Source organism: Halopseudomonas salina (genome assembly GCF_014637955.1).
Classification (GTDB): Bacteria; Pseudomonadota; Gammaproteobacteria; order Pseudomonadales; family Pseudomonadaceae; genus Halopseudomonas; species Halopseudomonas salina.
Window position 1 is genome coordinate 118,853 of record NZ_BMFF01000002.1, and the last position, 11,957, is coordinate 130,809.

11 protein-coding genes are annotated in these 11,957 nt (G+C 59.3%); 5 read left to right on the plus strand and 6 right to left on the minus strand.

The annotated features are described in order from the left end of the window. Positions 1 to 2 precede the first annotated feature (2 nt). From IEV54_RS04475 to IEV54_RS04495, 5 genes are all read right to left on the minus strand, one after another. Positions 3 to 1,403 carry a cytochrome ubiquinol oxidase subunit I gene (locus tag IEV54_RS04475; protein ID WP_150276149.1) on the minus strand — a complete coding sequence of 467 codons (1,401 nt, stop codon included), beginning with the start codon at positions 1,401 to 1,403 and terminating at the stop codon, positions 3 to 5. Between the two features lie 167 nt (positions 1,404 to 1,570). Then, entirely contained in the window at positions 1,571 to 2,296 is a 726-nt protein-coding gene (locus IEV54_RS04480) for an LrgB family protein (protein ID WP_150276150.1), read from the minus strand. Then, positions 2,293 to 2,655: a CidA/LrgA family protein gene (locus IEV54_RS04485; RefSeq protein WP_150276151.1), complete on the minus strand. Its 363-nt coding sequence runs from the start codon at positions 2,653 to 2,655 to the stop codon at positions 2,293 to 2,295. Before IEV54_RS04485 ends, IEV54_RS04480 begins: the two co-directional genes overlap by 4 nt. 142 nt (positions 2,656 to 2,797) lie before the next feature. Then, complete coding sequence (locus IEV54_RS04490; protein ID WP_150276152.1) at positions 2,798 to 3,940, minus strand: acyl-CoA dehydrogenase family protein; 1,143 nt, start codon at positions 3,938 to 3,940, stop codon at positions 2,798 to 2,800. Positions 3,941 to 3,961: 21 nt separating this feature from the next. Further along, positions 3,962 to 5,140, minus strand: a complete 1,179-nt coding sequence (locus tag IEV54_RS04495; protein ID WP_150276153.1) for an acyl-CoA dehydrogenase family protein — start codon at positions 5,138 to 5,140, stop codon at positions 3,962 to 3,964. 261 nt (positions 5,141 to 5,401) lie between these two features. Here IEV54_RS04495 and IEV54_RS04500 point away from each other — a divergent pair, with 261 nt between their 5' ends. The 3 genes from IEV54_RS04500 (at position 5,402) to IEV54_RS04510 (ending at position 9,682) form a co-directional block, all read left to right on the plus strand. Then, entirely contained in the window at positions 5,402 to 6,877 is a 1,476-nt protein-coding gene (locus IEV54_RS04500; protein ID WP_150276154.1) for a flavin-containing monooxygenase, read from the plus strand. Then, a complete protein-coding gene (locus IEV54_RS04505; RefSeq protein ID WP_150276155.1) occupies positions 6,861 to 7,793 on the plus strand; it encodes an alpha/beta hydrolase in 933 nt (310 codons plus the stop codon). Before IEV54_RS04500 ends, IEV54_RS04505 begins: the two co-directional genes overlap by 17 nt. A gap of 251 nt (positions 7,794 to 8,044) precedes the next feature. Then, complete coding sequence (locus tag IEV54_RS04510) at positions 8,045 to 9,682, plus strand: methyl-accepting chemotaxis protein (RefSeq protein ID WP_150276156.1); 1,638 nt, start codon at positions 8,045 to 8,047, stop codon at positions 9,680 to 9,682. 22 nt (positions 9,683 to 9,704) lie between these two features. Here IEV54_RS04510 and IEV54_RS04515 read toward each other — a convergent pair whose 3' ends face one another. Then, the gene (locus IEV54_RS04515; RefSeq protein WP_150276694.1) at positions 9,705 to 10,988 is read right to left on the minus strand and encodes an ABC1 kinase family protein; all 1,284 of its coding nucleotides are present in this window, start codon (positions 10,986 to 10,988) and stop codon (positions 9,705 to 9,707) included. A 178-nt stretch (positions 10,989 to 11,166) separates the two neighbouring features. Here IEV54_RS04515 and IEV54_RS04520 point away from each other — a divergent pair, with 178 nt between their 5' ends. Then, complete coding sequence (locus IEV54_RS04520) at positions 11,167 to 11,709, plus strand: Na+/H+ antiporter subunit E (protein ID WP_223825339.1); 543 nt, start codon at positions 11,167 to 11,169, stop codon at positions 11,707 to 11,709. After that, complete coding sequence (locus IEV54_RS04525) at positions 11,706 to 11,957, plus strand: MrpF/PhaF family protein (protein WP_150276157.1); 252 nt, start codon at positions 11,706 to 11,708, stop codon at positions 11,955 to 11,957. Before IEV54_RS04520 ends, IEV54_RS04525 begins: the two co-directional genes overlap by 4 nt.

The following is an 11,957-nucleotide window of genomic DNA, read 5'->3' on the forward strand; positions in this document are numbered from 1 at the left end:
GCTCAGGCCCCCTTCTGTTCAAATGAGACGTCGCTGCCCGAAAGCGGACGTGCCGGACGATGCACCTCATCGGCGTCATCGGCGTGCCTGTTGATCTCCAGACCGTCCTGCAATACGCGCATCAGGTAATACAGCCCGGCACTGAAAATCATGGCGTAAACGAGGATGTAGCCAAGCAGGGTAAACAGCGCCATGGGACCGGTCAGGGAGGGTGTCACCCCCTCGGCATGGGTCACCAGACCGTAGACGAGCCAGGGCGCGCGGCCCACTTCCGTTACCACCCAACCAGCCAGCACCGCCACGAACGGCGTCACACTCATCAGACGCAGGGCCTGCAGAAACCACGGCGTTTGCCAGTAGCGCTGTTTACGGCGCAGAAGCAAGCCAGTCACGCCCACCGCGATCATCAGCAGGCCCAGGCCGACCATGATCCGGAACGACCAGAAGACAATGGCCACTGGTGGCTGCTCCACTGCCGGCACCTCGTTCAGACCAGGCACTTCGCCCTCCCAGTCATGGGTAAGAATATAACTGCCCAGTTTGGGAATACCGATTTCAAAGCGGTTGCTCTGGGTTTCCTGATCCGGCCAGGCGAACAACAGCAAGGGCATACCCTTGGTCGTTTCCCAGTTGCCTTCCATGGCCGCCACCTTGGTCGGCTGGTGCTCCAGCGTATTGAGGCCATGGAAATCACCGACAACTGCCTGGGTTGGGGCGATGATCAGTATCAGCCACAGGCACATGGAAAGCGCCTTGCGGTTTACCTCCACCTCGCGCCCGCGCAGCAGGTACCAGGCGCTGACACCCGCTACAACAAAGGCACCGGTGAGGAAGGACGCCAGGCCCATGTGCATGAACCGGTACGGGAAGGACGGATTGAAAATCGCCTCCGTCCAGGATGTAACGAAAAACACCCCTTCACGCAGTTCTACACCAGCCGGCGTGTGCATCCAGCTGTTGGCAGCGAGAATCCAGAAGGAAGAGATGAAGGTACCCAGAGCCACCATACAGGCAGCAAACAGGTGCACCCCTTTGGGCACGCGGTTGCGGCCAAACAGCAATACCCCGAGGAACGCCGCCTCCAGAAAGAAGGCAGTGATTACCTCGTAGCTGAGCACAGGGCCGAGGAAGTTGGCCGCCGCATAGGAATAGTTACTCCAGTTGGTACCGAACTGGAAGGACATGACAATACCCGACACCACGCCCATGCCGAATACTACGGCGAAGACCTGCACCCAGAACGCGGAGAGACGCTCCCATACCGGATTGCCGGTCTTGAAAAAGAGTATTTCCAGGAAGGCGATAAAGGAGGCCAGACCGATAGTAAATACCGGAAAGATAGCGTGAAAAGACACCACAAACGCAAACTGGATGCGCGACAGCAGGAGGGGATCGAGCTCCATGAGCACAGCTCCTTATGGAAATGGATGGCACCGACGGCCCGGCTCAGTCAGCATAGCAACCGAAACGAATCGTGGCTGTGACTGCAGCAGGGTCCTGAATGTTCCTGAATTAAGTGTGCTCCTTGATTCAGATCAAGGACAGGTGGTGAATTGCCGCAGCATTACGCCTAAGCCAATGCAAGCCAGAGAGTCACGCCCAGGGGCAACAGCAGCGCAGTGGCGGCGCCGAGCAGACTCATCGCCAGGGCCGAAAACGCCCCCTGTTCCTCGCCCTCTTCGATCGCGCGGGAGGTGCCGACCGCGTGGGCGGTCATGCCCATGGCCATGCCCCAGGCGGCGGGCTCGGTGATCTTGCATTTGCGCAACAGCCAGGGACCGAACAGAGGCCCGAGCACCCCGGTGAACATCACAAATACCGCCGCCAGCTCGGGAATACCGCCAATCTGTTCGGCCACCAGCATGGCTATCGGTGAGGTGACAGACTTGGGCGCCAGCGTCATCAACATCATCAGGTCAGCACCCAGCGCCCAGGCAATCAACAGGGTAATGACAGTGGCAAACAATCCGCCGAGCAGGATCGTCAGCACCACCGGCCAGAAATACAGCCGGATCCGTCGCAAATTCAGATACAGCGGAACCGCCAGCGCTACGGTCGCGGGGCCGAGCAGAATCACCAGCGGCCAGACTGCTTCGCGGTAAACCGCATATTCAAAACCCAGCAGCGACAGCAATACAACCAGAATAGCGACCGACACCAATACCGGATGAAAGACCGCCATACGCGTGCGCTCGTATAGAGCTAATCCAAGCTGGTAGGCCCCCAGCGTCAGTCCCAGGAGGAACAACGGATGCCCGGCAACCGCCTGCCAGGCCCCATGCAAGTTGCCGATCATCGTCCGCTCTCCGCGTTGCGTTGGCGCCTGATCAGTTTCTGCATCAGCCAGCCACACAGGGGTAGAGTGAGCACGAAAGACAACAGCAGGGCGATCATGATCGCTGTGGCGTCGGCGGCAATTTCCCTGCCGTAGGCCATCACCCCGACGGCCGGAGGTACGAGAATCAGGGGCAGATACTTGAGCAGTCCGGAGGCTGCCATATCCAGCGACTCGCCTGTTTCACCGCGCAGACAGAGAAAAAGCACCAGCAGCACCATGCCGATGATCGGCCCAGGCAGGAATGGCAACAGCAAAACGCTGAGGCCGCTACCAAGCAACTGAAAGACAATCAGCCAGGTCAGTCCGCGCAGTAACATGATCAAAGCCTCGAGTGGCCAGTGGAAGAAGTGCGAAGATTAATGGCTGGTCGCGGGTCTGACCACCCCTACCATGGTCCGCAAACGCAAAGACCGGTCAAATGACCGGTCTTTGGGTGATGCAGTGACAGTCTGACTGTGATCAGTAACCGCGGAGGCTGGCAAAGCGATCAGCATGGTAACGATAATCGCCGAACAGGGCCTGCACCGGCCGCGCCCGCTTCATGAACAGGCCCACATCGAACTCGTCGGTCATGCCCATGCCGCCGTGCAACTGCACCGCTTCATTGGTTGCCAGCTCGGCCACTTCACAACTCTTGGCCTTGGCCAAGCTAACCAGAACCGATGCCTCTGGATCCTGCTCGTCCAGCGCGACCAGCGCCTTGAGGACCACCGACTTGACCAGTTCGAGCTCGCTGAACAGGTGCGCACATCGATGTTGCAAAGCCTGGAAGGAACCCAGTGTCACACCGAACTGCTTACGCTCCTGCAGGTATTTCACCGTGACCTCGAAGGACTGCAGGGAGATGCCGAGCAGCTCTGCCGCCAACTGGGCATTGGCAATATCAAGCGTTTTCTCGAGCGTCGCGAACCCCTGATCAATGTCGCCCAGCAGCGCGTCGGCATTCACCTGCGCATTGTCGAAACGCACGATCGCCGCATTCCGACTGTCGACCATGATGGTCCGCTCAACGCTGACGCCGGCGGTATCGCGATCGACCAGCAACAGACTGATACCTTCGTGATCATTCAGCTCACCACTGGTGCGTACTGAAACGATCAGCTTGTCGGCAACGTGACCATCGATGACGAAAGACTTCTGGCCATCAATCACGAACATGTCGCCCTGACGGCGGGCGGTGGTGGCAACCCGACTTGGCGCATGTCGCGGGGTCTCGTCCACCGCCAATGCTGTGAGCAGGCGGCCCTCGGCGATAGCCGGCAACAGATCCTGCTTCTGCGCTTTCGACCCGGCCAGTTGCAGCACCGACACGCCAAGCACGCCGGTCGACAGCAGCGGTGAGGCGCTCAGATTACGACCTGCATATTCAAATACCTGACCCATACCCACGTTGCCAAAGGCCGACCCCCCAAACTCTTCATCGACCAGTGTGCCGACGAAGCCCATCTCTACCATGCCCTTCCACAAATCGGTGGAAAAGCCTGTTTCGTCACGCTCGTCGCGCAGCTTGCGCAACTGGCTGATCGGAGCGTTCTCGCTCAGGAAGCCCTGTGCGGCGTCCCGGAGCATTTGCTGTTCTTCATTGAGTACCAAAGCTGCCATGAATGCTGTCCTCGATTCGTTCTACTGGAGCCCGAGAATATTGCGGGCGATCACGTTGAGCTGGATTTCCGAGGTGCCGCCCTCGATCGAGTTACCCTTGGAACGCAACCAGGTGCGTGGTGTTGCACCCTCATTCCAGGCCTCACCCTCCCAGACCATTGCGTCGCTGCCGCGCAGCGCTACCAGCAATTCCTGACGGCGCTTGTTCACTTCGGTACCGTAATACTTGAGCATCGCCGATGTGTTGCCCACGCCCTGGCCCGCCTTGACTTCATCAAGCACGCGCTCGGCAGTCAGTTCGAACGCCTTGGCATCGAGTTCCCAGCGGGTAATATCGCTGCGCAGGTAACCGTCAGCCAGCTTGCCGTTTTCCAGACCCAGAGCTTCGACTGCGAACTCCGGAACGGTTTTCTGCCCTGCGGCAGTGCGACCCATACCGCCGATCATCTCGCGCTCGTGGGTCAGCAGATACTTGGCAATGGTCCAGCCAGCGTTGACCTCACCGACAACCTGATCCTTATCGACCCGTACGTCGTCCAGGAAGGTCTCACAGAACGGTGAGCTGCCCGAGATCAGCTTGATCGGCCGTGTGCTTACACCGGGAGTGGTCATATCGAACAGCACCAGGCTGATGCCCATCTGCTTCTTGGCGTCAGGGTTGGTGCGCACCAGACAGAACATCCAGTCGGCCTTGTCGGCGTAGGAGGTCCAGATCTTCTGACCGTTGACGATGAAGTGATCGCCCATATCCTCGGCTTTGGTCTGCAGGCCAGCCAGGTCAGAGCCTGCCCCGGGCTCGCTATAACCCTGACACCAGCGAATCTCACCACGCACCATTTTCGGCAGATGCTGGCGCTTGAGCTCTTCGGAACCGAACTTGAGAATCGCCGGGCCAATCATCCACACACCGAAACTGGACAGCGCCGGGCGCGCCTGAATGCGCGACAGCTCCTCACGCAGAACCTTGTGCTCCTCACGGCTCAGCCCACCACCGCCGTATTCCTTTGGCCAGTCGGGCGCTGTCCAGCCCTTGTCGGCCATGCGCTCGAGCCACTGGCGCTGCTCTTCACTCTTGAATTTGAAGTCACGGCCACCCCAGCACTGATCATTGTCAGCGGAAAAGGGCGTGCGCATGCTCTTGGGGCAGTTCTCTTCAAGCCAGGTACGAGCTTCCTGACGGAATGCGTCCAGATCGGTCACGGGATGGTCTCCTCAATGAATCGACAGCGTGTATCGGTGAATGTGTAATCAGGCAGCATAAGATACTCTCCGGGTGCCTCCAACACCCGTGCCTTGATCGCAGGAATAATGACCCATTAGTCACAGCAATATATTGCCCGGCGTTAGCGCCCGGACCTGACTGAAATCCCGCTATCGCTGGCCATTCAGCCTTCACCCTGTTCACTGCCAACGGGATAGGATAGAGCAGGCCGGTCCCCGGCACTGGAGGAGCTGTTAACAATGCACAACAACAAACAACAGGAAGCGCCACTCAGCGCCTTGATCATCGGCGCCGGGTTTGGCGGAACAGGTCTGGCAATACGTCTGGACAAGGTAGGAATCAGTGATTTTCTGATTCTGGAGAAAGCGGGAGATGTTGGCGGCACCTGGCGCGACAACAGCTACCCGGGGGCTGCCTGCGACGTTCCCTCGCACCTGTACTCATTCTCCTTCGAGCCCCGCGCCGAATGGTCGAGCCGCTATTCGCCGCAGGCCGAGATCCACGATTACATCCGCCACTGTGCACGCAAGTATCACCTTTACCCACGGATCAAGTTCGATACCGAAGTCAGCCAGGCCCGATTTGATGAAGACACCGGGCTATGGCATGTCACCACGACCGATGGACGTGAGTACCAGGCGCGCGCGCTGATAACCGCCTGCGGCCAGCTCAATCGTCCGATCTACCCCTCGATTCCCGGACTCGACAGCTTCAACGGCGAGGCCTTTCACTCCGCCCGCTGGCGCCATGACATTGATCTGCAGGATAAACAGGTGGCGGTGATCGGCACCGGCGCCTCGGCAATCCAGTTCGTCCCGCAGATAGCACCCAAGGTCAGCAAGCTCATGCTGTTCCAGCGCAGCGCACCCTACGTAATAGCCAAGTCGGACAGACGCTACGGCAAGCGTGAGCAGGCATTGCTGCGGCGCTTTCCAACTCTGCAAAAGCTCAGTCGCAGCGGCCACTACCTGACCCACGAAATGCGCGCTCTGGCATTTATCAGTTTTCCGTCGCTGATGAAAATGATGGAAGGCAGCTTTCGCAAGCATCTGGAAAAGGGCGTAAGCAATCCGCAAAAACGCGCCCAACTGGTGCCTGACTACCCCATGGGCTGCAAGCGCATGCTGATCAGCAATGATTTCTTTCCGGCCGTCGATCGTGACAACGTCGAGCTGATCACCACCGGCATTGATGCCATCACCCCGGACGGGATACAAACCGATGATGGCCAGGAACACAGAGCCGACGTGCTGATCTTCGGCACCGGATTTGCCGCCACCGACTTTCTGGCGCCGATGACGATACAGGGCCGCGGCGGCCACGACCTGAACGAGGCTTGGCAGGCAGGGGCCGAAGCCTACAAGGGCATCAGCGTCAGCGGCTTTCCCAACCTGTTCATGCTTTATGGCCCCAATACCAACCTGGGGCACAGCTCGATCATCTACATGCTGGAAAGTCAGTTCAACTATGTTATCAGTTGCCTGCAGACCCTGGCACGGCGAGGGCTGCGCTTCATTGACGTGAAACCCGAGGTACAGACTGCCTTCAACACCCTGATCCAGGACGATATCAGCACCACCATCTGGAGTCGCGGCTGTAATAGCTGGTACCAGACTGCAGAAGGCAAGCAGACCAACAACTGGCCGGGCTACACCTTCAACTATCGCCGCCTGACACGGACCCCGGAGCTCAACGATTATGAATGTGCACGCTGATTACACTCACCCCAATCCGGGCCAGCCAATACTCAGCTCGATTATCCGCGGAGTAATGCGGCTGTTATTCCGCGGCCTGATACGCCCAGGTGTACCTATCGCGATCCAGCGGGCGGTCATTCGCATCCTGACGGCCGCCATGCCGGTCAGTGGTGGAGTGCAGCGCAGCCGCGAACTGATTGCCGGCAGACCCTGCGAATGGCACCGTCTCCCGGCGGGTTCTGACAAGATTATTCTCTATCTGCATGGTGGCGCCTACCTGATCGGCTCGCCGGCAACTCACAGGGGGCTGGCTGCCGCCCTGGCCCGCACTGGCGAGCGGGATCTGTGTGTACTTGACTATCGACTAGCACCGGAGCATCCCTTCCCCGCCGCGCGGGACGACGCGGTAGCCGCCTACCAGGCCCTGCTACGCAGAGGCTACGAACCCGCCGACATCGTGCTGGCCGGTGATTCTGCAGGAGGACACCTGGCACTCATCACCGCCCTGGAGCTGGATCGCCAGGGCCAACATATGCCGGGCGCGCTGGTCTGCTTTTCACCCGTGGTCGACTTTACCGGCGAGCAACTGCATGCCCCCGAGTCAGGTGATCCACTGCTGAATGCAAGCTGGATCGAACAGGCCGCCGATCTCTTTTGTCCACCCGGGATGGACCGGCGCAATCCGGGGTTATCGCCGATCAACGACGATCTGACTCGCTTGCCACCTTTGCTGATCCAGGTCGGTGAGGACGAATTGCTGCTCAACGACAGCTTAAGACTGGCCGAAAAGGCCCGCATTGCGGGCGTGAATGTGCAACTGGAGCGCTATCCCGAGTGCTGGCATGTTTTTCAGGCCAACACCGGCATTCTCAAGGTGGCCGACCTCGCGCTGGAAAGGGTCGGCGTATTCCTGAACAAGCGCCCTAGGGTCTGAACAGACACGGTCTGTGGCAGGCACTGCGCTGCAGACCAATCAACCTGCCTCCATGCCAAGCACGCCGGTTCTTGTACAAGTCAATCGCACCCTCCCGCCTCGAATTGCTCAAACCGGATGAGCCCCGTATTACAGTGCTCCTGTGTGACAGAGAATATCAAAATGCCAGCACTTTCTTGTACGTCGGATAAAATGTGTATAAGATTGTCTCGAATTTACGGCATTCCTGTACACAACCAAGGACACAATCCATGTTCCGCCAGCTCACTATTGCGCAACGTCTCGGAATGGGATTCGGCGTTGTTTTATCCCTGATGATTATTATCGCGTTGGTCGGTATCAACCGCGTCAGCGTTATCGATTCCACCCTGACTCAGGTCAGCGACACTGACACCGTCAAGCAACGTTATGCGATCAACTTCCGGGGCAGCGTGCATGACCGTGCCATTGCAATACGCGATGCGGTGCTCGCGCCGGATGCTCAGTCGTTCAATGGTTTTTTGCAGCAGATCGAGCAGCTAAACGGGTTTTACCAGGAGTCGGCTGTCGCCATGGATCGCCTGTTTGCCCAGGGCAACCCGAACGCCGAAGAGCAACGCCTGCTAACGGCCATCAAGCAGATCGAAAGCCAGACCTTGCCCCTGACTGCCGAACTAGTTGCGCAGAGGCGCGCCAGTGATACCCTCGCGACGCGCAGCATGTTGCTTGAAGAAGTCTCGCCGGCTTACAGTGAATGGCTGCGTCGTATCAATGCCTTTATCGACTACCAGGAGGACATAATTGCTGCCGAAATTGGCACCGTTCGTGAAGTGGCTGGCGGTTTCCAGTTCCTGATACTGGTCCTTGCAGGGGTCGCCGTGCTGCTCAGCGTCAGCGTATCGATGCTCATTATCAAACAGATCCGTTCGACCCTGGGCGCAGAGCCCCATGAGGTGGCTGAAGTCATGCAGCGCCTGGCCAATGGTCAGCTCAATCAGCGCATCACAACGACCTATCCTGATAGCGTTATGGGTGCTGCCCGGGACACCGTAAAACACCTCTCGGACGTTATCGAGCAGGTACGCTCGGCTTCGGTAGATCTGAACGAAGCTGCGGAGCAGTTGCTTGGTACCTCCGACAGCAATAACCGGCAGATCCGTCTGCAATCGCGCGAGTCAGAGCAAATGGCGACTGCCATTCACCAGATGGCGGCCACAGTCAACGAGGTTGCCGGTTATGCGGCCAATGCCGCCAATGCCACCCGCAATGCCGACGCGGAAGTGGTCACCGGCAACCGGATTGTCGGCACCACGGCCAGCGCCATTCAAGACCTGGCCACAACACTGGAAGATGCTACCGAGACCGTAAAGAAAGTCTCCCGCGACAGCGCCAACATCGAAAAGATTACCGAAGTGATCAACGCCATTGCGGAACAGACCAATCTGCTCGCCCTGAACGCTGCGATCGAAGCGGCCCGGGCCGGTGAACACGGTCGCGGTTTTGCCGTGGTCGCCGACGAAGTCCGCTCGCTGGCCACCCGTACACAGGATTCAACTCGCGAGATTCGCGGCATGATCGGCACACTCCAGGAAGGAGCCAGCAACGCGGTAGGCGTGATGGAAACCAGCCGGGAACTGGCGCAGAAGACCGTAGATCAGATCCGCCAGGCCGAAGGCGCCCTGGGCAAGATCAGCCACGAGGTCAGCGCTATCAACGACATGAATGCGCAGATCGCCAGCGCCTCGGAAGAGCAGAGCGCGGTTGCCGAAGAAGTGAACCAGAACATCAACCGGATCCACGATGCGACGGTTGAGACCTCCGCCGGATCTGATCAAGTCGCCTCATCCAGCCGGGAGCTGTCGACCCTGGCAGTGCAGTTGAAGGAAAAGGTGCGTTTCTTTCAGCTCTGAACGCGTTCTTTAATCGCCCAACTCACCGGTGTTGCTCGATTTGCTGCCCAAGCAGATCGGCCACCGGCACGCGCAAACCCAAACGCGTCAGATTCCAGTAATGCCCTTCCAATGTTCGATTGACCAACAGCGTGCCCGGTGCGGGCTGCAGACTGCTCAGGGACGCCAGTGCATCGGGTATCAATCGCTGAATTTCCTGGTGTACCGGCTGGTCAGCAAAATCCCATAGCACGCCCGGCTGCAGCAGGGGACCGAGCAGCTGCGTCAGGTTGCGATACAATGCCCAGGGCGGTGCAGATTGCGGCTGACGCGTCCCCAGCGCCTGAAAGCCTCTTTCCAGCTGCTCAGCATTGCCTGACTGCAAGGCCTTGAAGGTACAGACGTAAGCGGCCAGCACCGCTGGGTCAACCGCCTGCACGCAGCCAAAATCATAGACCACCAACTCACCGGCAGGTGTATAAGCAAAGTTGCCGGGGTGCGGATCTGCGTGCAACTCGCCCAGGTCGAAAGCCTGCGCTGCCAGCCAGGCCGGCAGCGTATGCGCCAGCCGTTGTCGGACCTCCAATGGCGCCTGAGCGACCTCGGCGAAGGGCAAACCGGGCACTTCGGTCAGCACCAGCACACCGGGCCGGCAGAGATGCTCGATCGGGCGCGGCAACAGAACAGCATCCCAGTCGGCAAAAAAATCACCAAAGCGCTTGAGCCGCTGCATTTCTGCGGCGTAATCCAGCTCCGCGTGAATGGTCTGCTCCAACTCCCGGTAAATGCCCTCAAGCTGCGCAGCAGGGGCGCGAAAAAGTCGCCCCAAAGGCAACAGCCGCCGCACCTGCCTGAGATCAGCCGCACAAATCTCCGCGATCCCCGGGTACTGGATTTTCAGCACCAGGGCTTCACCATTCAGCCCGCGGGCGCGATGGACCTGCCCGAGTGACGCCGCCGCAAAAGGCTGCTCGTCGATAAACTCGAAATAGTCTGTGAGTTCGCCCTGATAAACCTTGCGCAAGTGAGCTTGAAGGCGATCGTAGGGCAGAGCCGGAACCCTGTTCTGCAATGCTCCAAGCGCACGGGAAATCGGCTCCGGCAACACGTCATGCCATTGAGAAGCCATCTGACCGAGCTTGAGCACCGGGCCTTTCATGTCCCCCAGCACGGCGGCAAGTAACTCGCCAACCGGTTGCCAGTCAATTCCCGAACGCCCGCGCAACACGCGCTGACCGAATACGCCACCGGCAATACGGGTGGCAGTGCCGGCCAGGCGCAAAAAACGTCGGGCGGCGGAGACGGAAGGCGGTCTGGCAGATGACAAGGCACGGAACCTATTCAAGATATGGAGTTCCGATACTGAGCCGAGCCAGCGTCACCCGCAATCAGAGCCCGGTAAGCAAAGATGACAACCTCTAGCATTCCGACGGTTCGGGCAAGACTTTTGAGCCGTGGAGTCGCATCTTCTAAGATGGAGCCTTATCCCAACCAGCGAAGAGCCAGTGGCGATCCCTTCCAGCAGAACACAGCAACAAGCCGGCGCCCGTGTTGGTACCGATAGCCAGCCGCCCTCTGATGAAAGATGGCTCGGCCCCTTTCTGGGTTTCTGCACCTGGCTGGCCCTGTGGGCGCTTTTAAGCCAGGGGCAGGGCTGGGCGTTCGGTGTGCCACTGGCGCTGATCGGGGCATTTGTCGGGTACCGCCTGCGGCTACACACTGGCAAATTGCGCCTGCAGGTCCTGCCCGCCTTTATCGGCTTCTTTCTGCTTGAGCTCTTTGCCGGTGGCTGGGATGTAGCCCGACGCGCACTGCACCCCAGACTACCGATCGCGCCCGCCTGGCAGACTTTCGAGCTCAAAGCCACAGATCCACGAGCCAAACTCCTTCTGTCTGCCTTGGTTGGCCTGCTACCGGGCACCCTCGCCTCTCACCATGAGGAACAGACGCTGCATATACACGCGCTGGATCAACAGCAAGACTGGCAGAGCACGGTAACCCGGCTGGAATCCCTGCTCGCACAACTGCTTGGAGACACGCCAATATGATGCTGCTCGCAACCCTGCTGCTTCTGAGTATAGCCGCCGGACTCTGGCGACTGGTGCGCGGACCGACCCGGGCGGACCGACTGCTCACCGTGCAGCTGTTCGGCACTACTGGTGCGGCAATTCTACTGGTCCTGGCCCACGCACAGGGTCAGCCTGCACTGATCGAGGCAGCCCTGGTGCTGGCCGTACTTGCCGCCGTGGTCAGCGCCGCGCTGGTCCAGCTGATGCGCCGGAGGCCCCATGCCTGA